This window comes from Ruegeria sp. AO1 (assembly GCF_056535985.1).
In genome coordinates, this window is record NZ_JBQFJC010000002.1 from 687,277 (window position 1) to 704,372 (window position 17,096).

General features: G+C 55.8%; 12 protein-coding genes. All 12 read right to left on the reverse strand.

Going from position 1 to position 17,096, the window contains the following annotated elements:
• Window positions 1–2: 2 nt before the first annotated feature.
• The gene (locus ACR3FB_RS21255) at window positions 3–1,013 is read right to left on the reverse strand and encodes a glycosyltransferase family 2 protein (protein ID WP_480565186.1); all 1,011 of its coding nucleotides are present in this window, start codon (window positions 1,011–1,013) and stop codon (window positions 3–5) included.
• Between the two features lie 2 nt (window positions 1,014–1,015).
• Window positions 1,016–7,459, reverse strand: a complete 6,444-nt coding sequence (locus tag ACR3FB_RS21260) for a type I polyketide synthase (RefSeq protein WP_480565189.1) — start codon at window positions 7,457–7,459, stop codon at window positions 1,016–1,018.
• A 296-nt stretch (window positions 7,460–7,755) separates the two neighbouring features.
• A complete protein-coding gene (locus tag ACR3FB_RS21265) occupies window positions 7,756–8,448 on the reverse strand; it encodes a sugar transferase (protein ID WP_425084687.1) in 693 nt (230 codons plus the stop codon).
• A gap of 469 nt (window positions 8,449–8,917) precedes the next feature.
• Window positions 8,918–9,787 (reverse strand): glucose-1-phosphate thymidylyltransferase RfbA, encoded by an 870-nt coding sequence (gene rfbA / locus ACR3FB_RS21270; RefSeq protein WP_425084686.1) that lies wholly within the window; start codon window positions 9,785–9,787, stop codon window positions 8,918–8,920.
• An 11-nt stretch (window positions 9,788–9,798) separates the two neighbouring features.
• Window positions 9,799–10,668: a dTDP-4-dehydrorhamnose reductase gene (gene rfbD / locus ACR3FB_RS21275; RefSeq protein WP_425084685.1), complete on the reverse strand. Its 870-nt coding sequence runs from the start codon at window positions 10,666–10,668 to the stop codon at window positions 9,799–9,801.
• A complete protein-coding gene (gene rfbB / locus ACR3FB_RS21280) occupies window positions 10,665–11,705 on the reverse strand; it encodes a dTDP-glucose 4,6-dehydratase (protein ID WP_480565192.1) in 1,041 nt (346 codons plus the stop codon). Before rfbB ends, rfbD begins: the two co-directional genes overlap by 4 nt.
• Complete coding sequence (gene rfbC, locus ACR3FB_RS21285) at window positions 11,702–12,271, reverse strand: dTDP-4-dehydrorhamnose 3,5-epimerase (RefSeq protein WP_480565195.1); 570 nt, start codon at window positions 12,269–12,271, stop codon at window positions 11,702–11,704. The genes rfbB and rfbC overlap by 4 nt, the downstream gene beginning before the upstream one ends.
• A gap of 513 nt (window positions 12,272–12,784) precedes the next feature.
• Window positions 12,785–13,627 carry a glycosyltransferase family 2 protein gene (locus tag ACR3FB_RS21290; protein ID WP_480565198.1) on the reverse strand — a complete coding sequence of 281 codons (843 nt, stop codon included), beginning with the start codon at window positions 13,625–13,627 and terminating at the stop codon, window positions 12,785–12,787.
• Window positions 13,628–13,631: 4 nt separating this feature from the next.
• Window positions 13,632–14,090: a GtrA family protein gene (locus tag ACR3FB_RS21295; RefSeq protein ID WP_480566883.1), complete on the reverse strand. Its 459-nt coding sequence runs from the start codon at window positions 14,088–14,090 to the stop codon at window positions 13,632–13,634.
• Window positions 14,032–15,207, reverse strand: coding sequence for an FAD-dependent oxidoreductase (locus tag ACR3FB_RS21300; protein ID WP_480565202.1), 1,176 nt, complete (start codon window positions 15,205–15,207; stop codon window positions 14,032–14,034). The genes ACR3FB_RS21295 and ACR3FB_RS21300 overlap by 59 nt, the downstream gene beginning before the upstream one ends.
• Complete coding sequence (locus tag ACR3FB_RS21305; RefSeq protein ID WP_480565205.1) at window positions 15,204–16,256, reverse strand: hypothetical protein; 1,053 nt, start codon at window positions 16,254–16,256, stop codon at window positions 15,204–15,206. The genes ACR3FB_RS21300 and ACR3FB_RS21305 overlap by 4 nt, the downstream gene beginning before the upstream one ends.
• Complete coding sequence (locus ACR3FB_RS21310; protein ID WP_425084678.1) at window positions 16,253–17,095, reverse strand: sugar phosphate isomerase/epimerase family protein; 843 nt, start codon at window positions 17,093–17,095, stop codon at window positions 16,253–16,255. The genes ACR3FB_RS21305 and ACR3FB_RS21310 overlap by 4 nt, the downstream gene beginning before the upstream one ends.
• Between the last annotated feature and the right edge of the window lies 1 nt (window position 17,096).

The window sequence follows — 17,096 nt, forward strand, 5'->3', positions numbered from 1 at the left end:
CTTTATTCTCCAATAACAGGCCTGGTTTGTTGGTCCGAACTGCGTTTGCGCCAAGGCGCGCGCATGAATGCGGACAAGTCATGCCAAGCAAGAGTACGCAAAAAATGGGGCGGCACACCGCTTTGCCTGCGTGTTATTAAGCATCGTAGCCAGTGCAGAAAGCCACCTGTCAAATGCACACAGGTGGCGCATGCGGCATAAATTGCGCCATGGTTTTTGACGAAGTAATGAAGACGGGAGTCAAACCAATAGGTTGGCACCCGGTTCCAGCTTTTCATACCCGTGGTCACCGAACCGATGTGCATCACAGCGCTGGTACGCACGTAATCGGTGCGATACCCGGCGCGCGCAGCCCGTAGGCAGAGATCGGTTTCCTCGAAATACAGGAAAAACGTTTCATCAAAGAGGCCGATCTCATCCAACACGTCCTGCCGCATCATCAGGCTGGCCCCAGCCAACCAGTCAACGGGCCGGGTCTCGGTCGGGATGGGAATGGGCACGATCCGGTTCTTGAACAACCGAGTGACAGGGCCAAAGTTGATACTGCTTTCAAATTCGCTTGCGACAGAAGGAAAGCGGAAGCTTGTCAGGTGCGGCTCGTCGTCATCGCCGAAGATATAGCTGCCTGCAAAACCAGCTTCCGGCGTGGTTTCCAGATGCTCCATCAATATGCGGACGGCGTCCGTAGCAGGGAAGGCGTCGGAATTCAGGATGTAGACGTAGTCCGGTCGCGTCCCATCGGAAAGGCCCGCGCGAATACCTACATTATTGCCAGCACCGAAGCCACCATTGTGCCCAGACTGGATGGTCCGAACGCGACTGTCCTGATCCCAACTTTGTTCTTGAACGCGTTTCGAGATGGCCTCGAACGATCCATCCTGTGAGTCGTTGTCTACAACGATGATTTCTCCTGCGATCCCTTCCATGGCCTTCCGAGCGGCCTCTACCGAGCGCAACGTCATGTCCGCGGTTTTGTAGTTAAGAATAATGGTAAGGAGTACTGGATCAGACATGGCTATTCCGCTGCCTCTTGCAGAGTGCGTCTGAAGTGCAATATTCGGCGTTCTGCGTTTTCAAGGCAGGTTTTCATCTGTGCTGCCAGCACCCGCACGTTCGGTTCCAGCACCATCGAGTCATGGTCTCCGGGCACCTCGAACACCTCGATACTTGGGGCCCAGGGTGTCCAGTCGTTGTCATGAGATAGATAGTAGCGTTCTTGGTGAACCAGCTTCCCAGGCCCCAGTTCCCATTTCCCGACCAAAGGCGGCCGGAACAGGGTCAGGGGGCCATCCCATGGGTGCAAGGGATAGCTGTTGACGCTTTCCAAAAATGCGGCCTCAATCTCGGTGTCGTGGAATTGCTGGCCGGTCTCAGCTGTTTCTTCCTTAGATTGGCGTTTTTGGATTTCCCAGGCGATCCGGTTCTTGGCCCATTGAATGGGGTAGCTTGCGCCCTTGTTCCGCATCTCCTGCAGCTGAATCTTGAAACGATCCGCTTTGCTAAGTGGGTGCCGTACCGGTAGGGGTGTATCCAGCATGACTAGTGCCGCGATCTCTTCCCCGGCCTCAGTGAGCTGACGAGCGATCTCATAAGCCGTGATACCGCCACCCGAGAAACCGCCCAGCATGTACGGCCCCGAGGGCTGTACCTGTCGCATCTCTGCGATATAGTCCTTGGCGGCCTCGCGCAGATCGCGGTGCGGTTCCTCATCACCATAAAGACCGCGCGCCTGTAGGCCGTAGAAGGGACGGTCGGTGCCCACCAGATGCGCCAGATGGCGCAGGTTCAGCACATTTCCGAACATGCCGGCCACCAGGAAGAACGGATTCTTTGGCCCACCCTCGCCGGAATGCATTGGCACCAGATGGGTGAAGCGACGTTCCGGTGTGGCCGGGGCCGCTGCTGGTGCGTCCCCTTCGTCGCCCTCTTTCGGCACGCCGCGGGCAGCGATCAGTTCGGCGCATTTCCGGATGGTTGGGGCCTCGAACAGGACCGAGATCGGGAAGTCCACGTTATAGGCTTTTCGGATTTGAGCGAACAGGCGCACCGCGATCAGGGAATGCCCACCAAGATCGAAAAAACTGTCCTCGACACCGATCTCGTCAACGCCCAGTAGTTCCTGCCAGAACCCGGCGAGGCGGTGTTCGATGTCATTTTCCGGGGCGACGTAATCCGAGTCCAACTCGGGACGTTGGAATTTCTGATCCGAGCTTTCGGTGGATGCGCCGCTGTCGGCGGCCTGCGCGATCAAGCCGACCAGATCCAGCGAGGACAGGATGATCTGCGATTGCCCGCTGGCCAGTGCCTTGAAGAACAGGTCCGCTCCTTCTGTCGCCGGAATACCCTGAGACAGGTTGTGACGCAGCCGTTCCTCGGCCGGGGACAGGGGGGCGGGGGCGTCGACCTCAGAGGTGATCGTCGGGGCGCTTTCGGTAAAGGCGAAATCCACCGCATCTTCCATCCGACGGATCGAGAAGCCCTCGACCTCGATACAGATTGTGCCGTCCGGGGCGGCGATGGTGACGTCGAAACTGGCGGCCTCGCCTTCGGCGCGGTTATCGCCCGCGTTGCGGACCCAACTGACGATCTGCGCGGGCAGCGGTGCATAAACGCGGACCGAGCGATACGAGACTGGCACCCAAAGGTGCGAGGCCTGATATCCCGCGATCAGTTCCATCGCCCAGCCCGTGGCCAGATCCATCAGGGCCGGATGCAGGTGGTAGCCTGCCTCGATATCCGTTTGCAAGCCCTCGGGCAGAGCCAGATGGGCCAGACCTTCATCTTGCCCCAGCGCGGTTGAGGTCAGCACTCGCCAGCGCGGGCCGAAATTCAGATGTGCCTCCTGCGGGGATCGCAGGCGGCCCGCGCCCTCGGCCTGATGGGCCGGGCCACAACGGGCAGCGATGGCCGCCACATCCAGCGGTGCGGACGCGATCAGCGGCAGCAGAGACAAGCTCGCTTGTGCGTTCAGTTCGAACGCGTCATCTGAGCCGCTCTCGACCGTCAGATCATAGCCCACATCACTGCGTGGCAGGCGCAGGCGGACCTGCTGATCTTCGCTGTCAGACACCGCAAGGGGGCGCAGGAAATATAGGTCGCGAATTTCAAACGGACCGGTTTCGCCTTGCACGCGCAGTGCCTCAGACGCCAGCTCCAGATAGCCGGTGCCGGGCACCAGAGCATGCCCGGCCTTGGTCCGGTGATCGTTCAGGAACCAGCGGTCATGGGCGTTGTAGGTTGCGCTGAGCAGGCGGTTTCCGGTGTCATCGAATGTTGCCCGATCCAGCATTGGCACATCTGCCGACGTGACCGGCGCAGGCTCGGCAGTGCCGGTCCGAGCCTCCATCGCATCCGCAGCCATGCCCACATCGGCCCAGATGCCCCAGTTGACCGACACAACCTGCGTTTTGTCGCCCGAACGCGCGCGCGCATAGGCGTTCAGGTAGTCATTGGCGGCCACATAATCGACCTGACCCACCGGTGCCGTTGCGGTCGAACTGGACGAGAACAGAACCAGCCAGTCTAGTGATCCATCGGGGAAAATCTGGTCGATGACCTGCGTGCCATGGATCTTGGGCGTAAAGACATCCTCGATCTCCATCATGGTCTTGGTCATGATCGGCGCATCGTCGATCAGGCCAGCCGCATGGATCACACCGTTAATCTGGCCGAATTCCTGCGTGGCGCTTTCGACGCAGCGGCGCATCTCTTCAACGTTGCTGACATCTACCGACATCGGCAGCACTTTGCCCCCGGTCGTTTCCAGCTTTTCGATGGCGCGGATACGGCGGGCCGTCTTGTTCTGCGGGGCCGAGTTGTTGAGCACGGTTTCCCACTGATCCCGTGGCGGTAGGTCTCCACGCGCGAGCAGGACGATATTGGCATTCACCTTCGTAATCAGCGCCTCGGCCAAAGTCAGGCCAATGCCGCCAAAACCGCCGGTGATCAGATAAGTGCCGCCATCGCGCAACGGCAGATCGTCCAGAGACGGTTCTGTCAGAGCCTGCGGGCGATAACCTTGTTCAAAACGCTTGCCCACGCGGATCGCCGCTGTAAACGAAGCGGGCGGAGCCAGCAGGTCTTCTAGCACCTGATCGGTTAGGCCGTCGGGCAGGGCAGGGGTCCGGCGCTTGCCAGCGTTCTGCGGCAGATCGATATCCAGCAGCGCACAGGTCAGGCCGGGGAATTCGCGCGGGATCACGCGGGTCGGGCCGGTGACCGTGGCTTTCTCGGGATAGGGCAGGGCTTCATCCCTCACCTGCAGCGCGCCCGAGCTGAGGACATGAAGGTGCAGGGGCATCGGCAGATCTTCGTCCCCAATGGCCTGCGCCAGGAAGAACAAGCTGTAAAAGCCCTGTTCCAGATTGCGATGGAAGAAACTACCGCCGGGGCGGAAGGTCTCGGCCTGTGTCAGCAGCCAGCCATGCACAATTCGGGTTGGGAGGTGTTCCTGCGCGACGAGATCACGGATCAGCGCGTCATAACTTTCGCGCCCGCGTTCGGGGGCCAGTTGGTAATGATCCTCGCTGATGCGCGCAAAGGCATCGCCGGGCGTGACCGTGACCACCTTGTGCCCGGCTTGCTTCAGACGTTCGGTTAGCTTGCTGCACAGCCCAGCCTCATCCGCAAAGATCAGCCAGCTTTCCTGTGCCGCGTCCGACAGATCGCCGGTGACATCAACATCGCAGGCCGCATATTTCGGTGTCCATGCCACGCGATAACCCCAATCGGCAGGGTCTTCGGTGCGCATCAGCCATTGGCTGGCTGTCTCGATCTGTGTCGTGCCGGGTTCGATGAAGTAAGGTGAGCGCTGGAAGGCATAGGTGGGCAGAGGTACCCGGTTGCGCCTCGCCTCGCCCCAGATTTGTTCCCAGTCGAACGCGCCGCCCAAAGCCCAGATACGGCCCAGCATGGCCATGAAATAAGCATCGTCAGCCACGTCATCATTCGGGTGACGTAGGCTGCTGATCACCTGATTGGCGTCGACCTTGTCATGCTGCCCGGTCAGTGAGGCCAGCGCCTTGCCCGGGCCGACCTCAATGAAGATACGCTCTGGGTTCTCGGACAGCGTAGTGATGCAATCAGCAAAATGAACGGTGTTGCGCAGATGGCCGACCCAGTATTCGGGGTCCGTGGCCTCGGCCCCGGTGATCCACTTGCCACTGCGGTTCGAGGGGAACGGGATCTGCGGGGCCTTCAACTCGATCGAGCGCAGGTAGTCGCCGAATTCCTGCAGGATCGGCTCCAGCATTCGCGAATGTGCGGCGATATCGATCGGGATACGCTGACAGTCTACGCCCTGGTTGCGCAGGCGGTCCTCCAGATCGTCCAGCGCCGCCTGAGGTCCGGTTGCAACGCTCAGGCTGGGGGCGTTTACGGCGCCCAGATCAAGGTCATCGCCCAGAAGTGGCCGCAGATCATCGGCGGGCAGGGGGACACTCAGCATGCCACCGGCGGGAACCGTATCAAACAGTTGCCCGCGCAGATGCACCAGACCGATGCAATCCTCAAACGACATCACGCCGGCCACGCAAGCGGCAGTGTTTTCGCCCATGGAATGGCCGACCAGCGCAGTGGGCTGAACACCCCATTCCATCCAAAGCTGCGCCAGCGCATATTCGGTGATCATGATCAGCGGCAGCTGCACCGAGGGCGTCTTCAACCGCTCATCCGCAGCCTCTTCTTGGCCCGGCTCAGGCAGCCAGATCGCGCGGATATCATAGTCCAGCTTGGCCTGCAGGATATCCAGACCCCGATCCATCCAATCGGCAAAGACCGGCTCGGTCTCATAGAGGTCGCGCGCCATACCGGCGTACTGAGCGCCTCCGCCGGGGAACATGAAGACATGCTCTGGTGCGTCCGAAATCACCGTATGGGTGAACACCCTACGTGGATCGCTTTCCTCAAGGATCGTGGCGGCTTCTTCATGGGTTTCAGCGACGATAACGCGCCGCTTTTCGAACCCGCGCCGTCCGTTTTTTAGGGTCCATGCGATATCGGCCAAATCCTGATCGGGATTGGCTCGCAGATGTTCGGCCAGTGCCGCACTGTTGGCATCCAGCGCTTTCTTGCCCCGCGCCGAGACCGTGAGGATTTGAAACGGCCAATCTGACGGCTCGGATGCGGCCTGCTCGGGCGCTTCCTCCAGAATGGCATGAGCATTCGTGCCGCCGACGCCCAGAGAATTCACCCCGGCTCGGCGCGGACCTTTGTACGAGACCCAATCGGTCAGAGTGTCATTCACCCGGAACGGGCTGTTCTCAAAATCGATCGCCGGGTTGGGTTTCTCGTAGCCCAGGCTGGGCGGGATCTGTTTGTGATGCAGCGCCAGCGAGGTCTTGATCAAGCTGGCCACCCCGGCGGCGGTATCCAGATGGCCGATATTGGTCTTGACCGAGCCCAGCCGGCAGAAGCCCGTTTCCTGTGTGGTCTCCGAAAAAGCCTGTGTCAGCGCGGCCACTTCGATTGGATCACCCAGATAGGTGCCGGTGCCGTGGCATTCGATGTAATCCACCGTGTCGGCTTGAACATCGGCCATCACATGGGCCTCGGAAATCGCGGCGGCCTGACCATCCACAGATGGCGCCAAGTACCCGGCTTTGGCCGCACCATCATTGTTGATCGCCGTGCCGCGGATCACGCCCCAGATATGGTCGCCATCCTCAATCGCATCAGACAGACGCCGCAAAATGACAGCGCCAGCGCCCGAGCCAAAAACAGTGCCTTGCGCGCGATGATCGAAGGCATGGCAATGGCCGTCGGGTGAGAGAACCTCACCCTCTTTATAAACATAACCTCTGTTATGAGGGAGTTCGATCGTAACCCCCCCAGCAATCGCCATATCGCACTCACCGGTCAACAAAGCTTGCGTTGCATAATGCGTTGCGACCAGCGAGGTCGAACATGCTGTCTGCACATTCACGCTCGGCCCCTTGAGGTCGAGGATATGGCTCAGCCGGGTCGACAGGAAATCCTTGTCATTGCCGGTATGGCGCAACAAGAACATGCCCACATCGTCGACCAGATCCCGGTTCGAGCAGACATTGAAATAAAAATAGCTGCCCATGCCGCAGCCTGCGAACACGCCGATAGGTCCGGGAAAGTTTTCAGGCGGATGGCCAGCGTTTTCCAGCGCTTCCCAAGCCACCTCCAGAAACTGGCGGTGTTGCGGGTCCATGATGGCGGCTTCTTTTGGGGAAAGACCGAAAAACTCGGCGTCAAATTCCTCGAACCGATCCAGCGGCGCGGCAAACGGCACATAGTCAGGCCGCTCAAGCAAATGTGGAGTCTCACCGTTCGCAATGAGCTGTTCCCTGCTGAGCTGGTGGATAGATTCCACCCCCTCGCACAGGTTGGACCAATATGCTTCAATCGAAGACGAACCGGGCAAATGCGCGGCCATGCCAACGATTGCGATGTCGCCGTCCCTGGCAGAAATACTCACAGTAGAACCATCCATAAATAAACCGATTTGAGTTTAAGTCCCGCTGTAGGGATTGCCAAACGAAAGTGATGCGTGTGCGCTGAATTTTACGGCCTGTGCTGCCCGCAATCCCCAGCATTATGGTGTAGGGGCCTCATAATGCCAAAAAAAAACTCCACACGCGAGCTTTGGACCGTGGATTTCCGGGAATGAAAAGCGCTCTTCGATGGTTTCCGAATTCTCTACAATCTGAAGCCAGAAGAATTATTGCGCCAGCCACGGCAAGCCATTTGCTGACGCGATTCAACTCCGCTGCAGTTGAGAGTATTCGCTCAGATGCCCGTGGCGCGTACGACTACACCAACCGTCGAATACAGAATACCCAGATCGGTTTTGAAGTTTAGATTGTCGGCGTATGAGGTGTCGAACTCGGCGCGGCTTGCGAAGGAGCTGGAATTGCGCTTGGACACCTGCCAAGATCCGGTCATGCCGGGACGCAGGGTGAAATATGCTACGCCCGGATACAGCTCTTGCTGTTCAGGAAGCATCGGGCGCGGTCCGACCAGGCTCATTTCACCCATCAGTACGTTCCACAACTGCGGCAGTTCGTCCAGAGAAGTCTTGCGAAGGGCATGACCGAACGGCGTGATTCGGGGGTCATTCTGCAGCTTTTGGGTTTCGTCCCATTCCTGCCGAGCAGCCGGGTTTTCTGTCAAATAGTCTTCGAGCAATAACTGCGCGTTCGGAACCATTGAGCGCAACTTCCACATCTTGAAGACTCTTCCACCGCGACCAACGCGGGATTGGGCGTAGAAGGGATTTGATCCGTCTCGCGCAACCATAAGCGCGAGAACCAGTACAACTGACGCCACGATTGGTAGGGTCACCAACACAATGGCCAAATCTATCAGGCGTTTGAATGTGTTGCGGTAGGGTTGAGCGGCGTTTACCGAGGCTTTGCCGGCCTCAACAACTGAACCGCATGTAACGGTGTCGGTGCGAAAGTTCGTATCCTGAATAGACATTTCAACCTTTAACCTTAAGCCAAATCTGGCTTCACCAATTAAGCGGTAACTCAAGGGGACCAAAAAATTCCCCAACACACGAACTACCGTAGACAAGACCTAACACGAAACTGTGCCCTTAGTACGTGAACTAGTTTATACAGTTACAAATAACTTCTCAAAGAGTGAATCGGGCCTGTTCGACATTTTTTCGCCGCATTCGCCGCACAATTGAGCACATTCTCGGGCATTGTTCTCTCTATCGGAAACGGGATCAATTTTGAGTTGAGTTTCAAGTCTTCGCTGAGCCTATACGTGGCGGGCAAATGAGTTTCAGTTGTCTATGCTTAAACGAGATCGTGTTTTCGAGGTCGAATCGCCCATTTTTTAGTCGCGTATCGAAAGCCCGTGAACACCATATGCTATTTGGCAAAACTGAAGTGAGTTGATGCCAGCCGAAACGACGCCGCCGTCGTCTTTGCTTTCGTTCTTAACTCAAAAGCAGTTCGAGATATGCGCCATAGGTAGATTTTGCGAAGAGCTTCGCGCGATCGGCTAGAGCGTCATCACTGATCCAGCCATTTGCCCAAGCGATTTCGTCTAGACTTCCGGTTTGCATACCTTGCCGGTCGGTTAAAGTGCGGACGAAATTACCTGCATCCAAAAGTGACCCATGGGTGCCAGTGTCCAGCCATGCAAAGCCGCGACCCATCGTTTGGACATCCAAACGCCCTTCGACCAGGTAAGTTTCAAGTAGCGACGTAATTTCAAGTTCGCCGCGAGCAGATGGTTGCACCTTGCGGGCGCGAGCCGGTGCTTCTGAATCGAGGAAATACAGCCCGGTAACTGCATAATGCGAAGGCGGCACGCTGGGTTTCTCGATTATGGCGCATGCTTTGTTGTTGTCGTCGAAGTCGACTACGCCGTAGCGCTCGGGGTCGGTCACCCGATATGCGAAGACGGTGCCACCTTGATCTAGCGCGTCAGCAGATCGCAAAAGGTCGGGCAAACCATGACCAAAGAAAATGTTATCTCCTAAAATCATTGCCGATGGTGCACCTGCCAGAAACTCTTCGGCAAGGATATAGGCTTGCGCCAAGCCATCCGGCGAAGGCTGCGTCAACCATGTCAGGGAAAGACCGTATTGGCTGCCATCGCCCAATAGGCGTTGGAACTGTTCTTGGTCCTGCGGAGTCGTGATGATCGCAATCTCTCGGATGTTCGACAACATCAGAACACTGAGCGGATAGAAGATCATCGGCTTGTCATAAATGGGCAAAAGCTGCTTTGAAACGGCAATGGTGGTTGGATAAAGCCGAGTGCCCGATCCACCGGCAAGGATAATGCCTTTGCGTTGCATAGTTCGTCCTTTCAAAACCTAGCGCCTGCCACTTCCAAGTCGGCCAAAACTTGGGTCAGGCCGGTTTGCCAATTGGGCTGAGAAATGCCGTAGATATCCTTGATCAGCGAACAATCGAGGCGCGAATTCGATGGTCTTTTGGCCGGGGTGGGGTAGTCCACGGTCGGGATATCTTCGATTTGAGCGGTCAATCCTGCCTGCGAAACCACTTCGCGCGCAAAATCTGCCCAGCTGACGCTTGGAGCGCCGGAATAATGTAAGATGCCGCCTTCAGTCGTGCGCGCTTTCGCGGCGATCAAAAGAAGAGCCTCGGCAATATCCGCGGCAGGCGTTGGTCCTCCGATCTGGTCCGCAACGACAGTAAGTCTGTCGTGAGTCTCGGCTAACCGTAGAATAGTTTTGACGAAGTTCTTTCCGTGCGACGAAAAAACCCAACTGGTCCGTAGAACAGCGTACCAACCTCCGGTTTCGGCGATTTGGCGTTCTCCGTCGAGTTTGGTGCGGCCATACACCCCAAGTGGTCCGGTGGGGTCGGCCTCAGACCTGGGTGCCTCGCCGGATCCGTCAAAAACATAATCGGTAGAGAGGTGGAGAAACGGCAGACCGCACTCGGCTGACGCCTGCGCCATAGCACCCGGAGCGTCTCCATTGGCCAACTGAGCCAGCTCCGGTTCGTCTTCGGCTTGATCCACCGCAGTATAAGCGGCAGCATTGATGATCACCTCAGCATTTGTGCCTCGGACTGCTTCCGCGCACGCTGCAGGATTGTACAAATCAACCTGAGATCGATCCAAGGCTTCAAGGATAATGCCCTGTCGGCGCGCGTGCCTTCGGAGTTCAGTCGCTACTTGACCTCCATGGCCAAAGACCAATGCTTTCATTGCGCAATACCGAGCCGTTCACCCACGCCGCTGCGGGCCTGCAATGCACTTAGCCAAGCGCTATTGTCCAAGTACCAGCGTACGGTTTGTTCAAGGCCCTTTTCGGGTGTGTAGGACGGGCTCCATTTTAGCTCTTCTCGCATGCGTGTTGGATCAATGGCATACCGACGGTCATGCCCCGGCCGGTCTGCGACAAATTTGATCTGGTCAGCGTAGGGAGTTGTGTGTGGTTTCAATCGGTCGAGAATAGCGCAGAGCATTTTTACCAAGTCGAGATTGGTCATCTCATTCTCTCCGCCAATGTTGTAGCTGCGCCCAATCGCACCTTTTTCCAGAACCAATAACAGCGCTTCGGCGTGGTCTTCGACATGCAGCCAGTCGCGAATGTTATCGCCAGCGCCATAAATGGGAATGGGCTTTCCCGACAGCGCGTTCAGGATTACCACGGGGACCAGTTTTTCCGGAAACTGATAGGGGCCGTAGTTGTTAGAGCAATTGGTCAGCACGACGGGCAATCCAAAGGTTTCGTGCCAGGCTCGGACAAGATGATCAGAGCTCGCCTTTGAAGCTGAATATGGTGAGTTAGGCCGATAGGGACTGTCTTCGGTGAAAAAACCTGTCTCACCCAAGGAACCAAAAACCTCATCGGTAGAGATGTGGTGAAAGCGGAAGCTCTCGGGACGGCCTGCAGTCACCCAAAAATCGCGTGCCGCCTCAAGTAGCACGTAGGTCCCGGTCACATTGGTTTCGATAAAAGCGGCGGGACCATCGATGGAACGGTCCACATGGCTCTCGGCCGCAAGGTGCATTATTGCAGATGGACTATGCTTGCGCAGAATGCCAGACAAAGCTTCGGAGTCGCGAATATCGGCATGTTCAAAAGTGTAATCTGTTGAGTCAGCTACTTCAGCTACATTATCGAGGCAGGACGCATAGGTCAGAGCGTCGACATTCACTACGGAATGGCCGTCAGCAATTGCACGCCGTATCACAGCAGAGCCGATAAAGCCTGCGCCGCCCGTGACTAAAATCTTCATAAAACATCCTCGAACCTGAACGGGGAATCAAAATCTCTCAAAAGCAGGGCTCTGACATCTTTATCGGATATTTTGATTTCTGCCACGTCGAGGGGCCAATTAATTCCAATATCAGGATCATCCCACCGTATGGCGCCCTCTGTTTCCGGAGCGTAGGTATTTGAGCACTTGTATACGATCTCGGTGTCAGGCTCCAATGTCATGAAACCATGGGCAAAACCCTCGGGAACCAATAGCATCTGTCCATTGTCAAAGCTGAGTTCTGCGCCGACCCATCTGCCAAAAGTGGGGGAACCTTTGCGGATATCTACGGCCACGTCGAACAACCGGCCCCGCCCGCAGCGCACAAGTTTCGCCTGAGCCATTGGCGGCGCCTGAAAATGTAGTCCGCGTACAGTTCCAACAGTTCCTGACAGGGAATGGTTGTCCTGTACGAAAACTGTTTCGATCCCATGGCTGACAAAGCTCTCCAAGTTATAAGTTTCTTCGAAAAAACCGCGATCATCGCCAAATCGCCGAGGTGTGATCATCTTTATATCAGGAATACCAAGAGGCTTTATGTCCATGGATTTTAATCTCTCCTTTTGCGCGCCGGCTCATCACTCGGCAACGCTCAGACAGTTGTTTGTATCACATAAGCCTTTGTCAATGAACCGAAAAATGAACCGACTGTTCAGATATCAGCGAGGACGAGAGATGAAGAGATTGATCTGGCGGAAAACCCCAATTGATTTCATCGATCCGAGATTTGGCCATCGGTCGTTTGCTGGCTTCCTGGATGCTTATGTTTGCCCGCAGATTGGACATGCCGAGCGGACTCACACATTTTGAATAGATCTGCAAATTCTGGACATCATTGAACGATCGTTTCGTCTTAAACCCAGCTCACCGGACGCTTGGGCTGAACACCTAGCGGAGCCCAAGAAATATCTTCAGGCGATACTCACCGCCTAAACATATGGCGAGATTTTACATTCGTTTGACCACAGACAGGAATTGTTCAGATGTATATAACGGGCGACGACGATGGACCTTATGACATTTCCATTCAATACAGTCTTGTTTCAGGCATCGTTTGGTCAGTCTTTAGGTGAAAACGAACCCAGTGCAGCAGCAAGTGTTTGTTTGAGGATCTTCAACTTGCCGGAAAATCCCGCGATCTTGGTCGGGGTTTTACCGCTCCGAGGATAGCTGCGCGATACCGGCACCTCTGTGACGCGTAGACCAATTTGGCCTGCTCGCACACTCAGGTAGAACAGGAGCTCGTAAGAGTCGAACACGTTTCGGAAAGGCTGAACGGTGGGGTTCATCAGAAATCGAGCGGAATAGCCGCGATAGCCGTTCGTAGTATCAGTCAGCTTTGTGCCCGACGCGAGGCTGAGAACTGGCGCGTGAATCATCCGGTTGGCCATAGTGCGCTCAAGCGGTGTGTTTTCGTGAGCACCATCCGTGTGATAGCGTGAGCCCTGTACATAGTCGTAACCGTTGGACAATTTTTCTAAAAACAGAGGTATGGCCTCCATCCCGTCCTTCCCGTTGCCATCAACGGTAACTATACCTTCATACCCTTGCCGCAATGCCCAGGCGTAAGCCATTCGAAGCTGCGCGCTGAGCTTTCCGGGTCCTGTTTTCGTCAGACGCGCACGAACGCCGACTTCTCTTAGAAAATCGGCTTCTAAAGAGCCATCGGTCGAGCCTCCATCGGCAATAATAATATCAATCGGGTGGTTCAGAGCGGCGAGGTTGCGTAGCTGACCTTGAATCCGCTGGCCCTCATTCAGGACAGGTATCACGAGGACGAATTTGTGCTGTTTCGAACCTAGGTCCAAAACATCAAACTCGGGAACCTGCCAATTTGTGTCGTCACAGGAGGGAAATGAATGCACGTCTTCGCGTGCCTCGGTATTTGTATCGGAGTGCATCCAATCATTCTCCAGATGTTGATTGCGGCCGGTCGCTGCGCTGAAAAACCCAGTGTTTTGAAAGCAAGAAATTGATGGTGAACGACACGCCGACGGCCAGACACAGTATGATCATGGGTGCAGTTTGCGCAGGAAGAATGGCAGCGAGGCTCCAAACAGCAGCCGCCCGAACTGCCATTGTGACGACGAGAGCCCCAAGGTAGCGCAGCTGCCGCGATCCAGCACCTTTGGCTTTTTGACCTGCAAAAGCCCAAAGATCGAGTACGATAAAATTGAAGAGTGCACCGCATGCAACACCAATTATGGCAGACAGTTCAAGTGGTACGCCAAACGCCAGAGCGCTTCGTGCGGCGGTCAGATCGACGACCAAGCCGAGCGCCACGGTGGCGCCGTATCGCAAGAAGTCATGCCGACGCCGTGACATGTATGTCTGAGCCCGTAAGGATGTATCTGAAATCGGCATATTTTAAGGCATCATGCCGCGCCCTTAAATGGGAAAACAGGTCATAAATATTGTCGATCTTGCCGCCCAGAACGGATGTGACCCGTCCACCTGGTGGCTCTTCGTGCACCAGGATAGGGCGCCCGTCATCGACTTCATTCTTCACAAGCACGGTTTTGACGTCGTAGATTGACTCGCCACTCGTAATTTGACCAACGCATGGCAAATAACGCGCGGCGTCCAAAACCATGTGTCTGAGGCGGCTTTCGAGTTCAATTTGGTCGAATGCTTTATACGGTGAAACCGAAGTAGCTTGATCCGTCCAGCTTACGTGCGGGGTATAGCGAACGTGCGTTAACGAGTATTTGCCCGCTGCCGGGTAGGGCATTAGGGAAAAAAACGGTCCATCCATCACCGTGACGGCATGATTCTGCATTTCGTCCGGCGGATCAACGAGAGCGAGCTCGGTCATCTCATGTTTGAGTCTTGCCAGCGGCAGCCCGGAGTCCCGTAAAACATGGTTGATCTGCGCATAGGTGACGTTAAAGACATGATCAGCAAGGACTTCACTGCCGTCAGAAAGGTGAACGATCGCCGCCTCGGCATTAGGGTTGTCATCGATCGATACCACCTCGGTTCCTAATCTCAGATCGAGGTCGAACGCATCAATTTGCGCCATCAGTTGGTTTGCCAAAACAGAGTAGTCAAACGCGAATTCGTCTGCGCGAAACACCGCCTCGATCCTGTCGTCGTCGAACATTGCGGCTTCTTGACGCGACGCCAACGCGATTGGGGCCTTCATGTTTTCAAACATCTTGCGAAATCGATTGGCAGATACTTTGGACCGCTGACGCGCTACAGCATAGAGCATCTGGAAGTCCGATACGATTGCGTCGGGAAAATCTGTTGCAAAGCGCTGGCACAGCTTACGCGATTTTAGTGCGGTTAGCATTGAGCGCGGGTAGTGGAATCCGGAATGCAAGCGCGCCTGATTGACCCGTGATGCGCGAGTCATAATCTCGGAGCTTGCCTCTACCAAAGTCACATCCTGCGTGGTCGAGCGCAAGAAAAGAGCCAAGCAGCAGCCATAGAATCCACCACCGATCACCAGATACTTAACGCGTCGCGGAGATGTCACGGTGCACCTCCAGCCGTCTGCTTATGGACCAGTTTCGAGTCTGGCGTGGCTTCTCGCCGATCTTCCAAGCTTTCGGTGCCATCCGTGTCGACATTCAGCGCGTTTGACACGCTTTCAAACAGATCAACGGAGCTTCGCTCAGCCACCAGATAGTCGATCGTTCGGCCGCGCATGATTTCCATCGCTTTGCGCAGGGTGACACAAATCGCAAACAACGCGGCACCCAAAAAGGCGAGCATCCCTGAGATTGATAGCGAAAGGGTGGTCCAGCCTTCCGCAATATCGGTTTTGGTCAGATAGATAATCACCACATAGATTGCAAAGAATACTGCACTGACAAACATGAATGCGGAGAACAAGGCCACTGCGCTGAGCAGTGATGGTCCCGCTTCAGTCACCATTCGCAACATCAGATCGGACCGGCTGGCCATGCGTCCTGACCAGGTAGGCTCATGCACTTTTGTTGAGTCTTTGAAATCAGGCCTTCGCCGCAGCACCGTCAGAGAATTGTCTCGTGGCGGAAAGCGCAGGGCAAGAACCGGGTTCGGATCGTTCAGCAGCCGATTAAGAACGGTACGCGGGATCGCAGTGGTCTGCATATCACGAGTGCTGGCGTGAAACCCGCTGGCGCGGCCAAGAAGAGCGATAAATGGCTCGGCCAAAAAAGTGGCTTTGCGTTGTCCAAGGATTACGGCATTGCGATCCTGTGCGTCATCAATCATTGCAGGAATGTCGAAGCTTGTGACCTCATTTACCGAAGTAATGACCACAAAGTCTCCAATTGCTTCAGAAGCTGCAATCACGCGGCGCTGGCTGTTGTCCAGCCCGCGCACAACCGAAAGATAGCGTACGTTCGGTACGGCAACGAGAGCTTCTTCCAAAGCAGCATCGTAATCGGTTTCGTTGACGACAAGAATCTCCCAGTAACGGTAGTGCTTTTTCAACAGATCTGCAGTTGCAGCGATCCGCGGGACTGCGGCGTCAGGGGCGTGTGCGTCTGTGAAACACACAGATACAAGTATGTCGTCGCGCAGTGTTGGACCGCTCATCGGGCCTCTCCGGCTAGGCCACGCGCCTCCAGCAAATTTTCCAGCGCCGTGTCCAAACCGGCCAGACCATCTTGCGGTTGGCGCATCTCAATTGAAACAACGTGCTGATACTCTAGCGTTTCCAGAGTTTGCAACACCTTCGCGGCGTCCTGCGGGTTTGCTGGCGCAGGTGACAAATACGGCTCACTGATATGGACATGGTTCAGAACTGGACCCGCCGCGATCAACTGATCCATCACGTGATCAAATGTGCCAGTTAGCAGCGTAGCACCAACGTCGAAATTTAGCATAATCGCAGCATGATTAGCACGTTTGACGAAAGCAAGCGTTTCATCAGGCGTTGTTAGGAAATTGGTGCCATATTCCGCTGGGTTGCACTCCATCGCGATTTTTGTACCTGCAAAAGCAGCAGCATCGGCCAGCGGTGTCAGGATTTCGATGGCTTTGTCGATTGCTGCGTTTGGCTCCATTCCCGACGGTCGCTGTCGTTGTTTGGGCGATCCCAAGACAAGATTTGGGATTCCAAGCCGACCTGCCAACTTTATGGCTCGCATCAATCCCTGTTCAAAAGCAGCCCTCTCATAGGCGTCACCGAACAGTTCAGCCCCTTCGACGCCGAACAGTAGCGATTGCATCGAAACCAGTGACAGCCCAAAACGATCCAGTTCATTCTGGACCAATGCGATCTCCGCCTCGGTTGGGTCAAAAGGATCATCAGCCATGCTGAATAACAGTCCCGGGGCGATTTCCAGCCCAGTGATCCCTGCTGCCTGAAGTTTGGCATATGCTTTAAGGCGATCACTTGCAGACCATGCGATATTCGAAACGGCGTACTTCATG

What these genes read in the sequence shown, in the direction of transcription:
- ACR3FB_RS21255 (WP_480565186.1), bottom strand. Translation starts at nt 1,013, where the DNA reads ATGTCTGATCCAGTACTCCTTACCATTATTCTTAACTACAAAACCGCG.
- ACR3FB_RS21260 (WP_480565189.1), bottom strand. Translation starts at nt 7,459, where the DNA reads ATGGATGGTTCTACTGTGAGTATTTCTGCCAGGGACGGCGACATCGCA.
- ACR3FB_RS21265 (WP_425084687.1), bottom strand. Translation starts at nt 8,448, where the DNA reads ATGTCTATTCAGGATACGAACTTTCGCACCGACACCGTTACATGCGGT.
- rfbA (WP_425084686.1), bottom strand. Translation starts at nt 9,787, where the DNA reads ATGCAACGCAAAGGCATTATCCTTGCCGGTGGATCGGGCACTCGGCTT.
- rfbD (WP_425084685.1), bottom strand. Translation starts at nt 10,668, where the DNA reads ATGAAAGCATTGGTCTTTGGCCATGGAGGTCAAGTAGCGACTGAACTC.
- rfbB (WP_480565192.1), bottom strand. Translation starts at nt 11,705, where the DNA reads ATGAAGATTTTAGTCACGGGCGGCGCAGGCTTTATCGGCTCTGCTGTG.
- rfbC (WP_480565195.1), bottom strand. Translation starts at nt 12,271, where the DNA reads ATGGACATAAAGCCTCTTGGTATTCCTGATATAAAGATGATCACACCT.
- ACR3FB_RS21290 (WP_480565198.1), bottom strand. Translation starts at nt 13,627, where the DNA reads ATGCACTCCGATACAAATACCGAGGCACGCGAAGACGTGCATTCATTT.
- ACR3FB_RS21295 (WP_480566883.1), bottom strand. Translation starts at nt 14,090, where the DNA reads ATGCCGATTTCAGATACATCCTTACGGGCTCAGACATACATGTCACGG.
- ACR3FB_RS21305 (WP_480565205.1), bottom strand. Translation starts at nt 16,256, where the DNA reads ATGAGCGGTCCAACACTGCGCGACGACATACTTGTATCTGTGTGTTTC.
- ACR3FB_RS21310 (WP_425084678.1), bottom strand. Translation starts at nt 17,095, where the DNA reads ATGAAGTACGCCGTTTCGAATATCGCATGGTCTGCAAGTGATCGCCTT.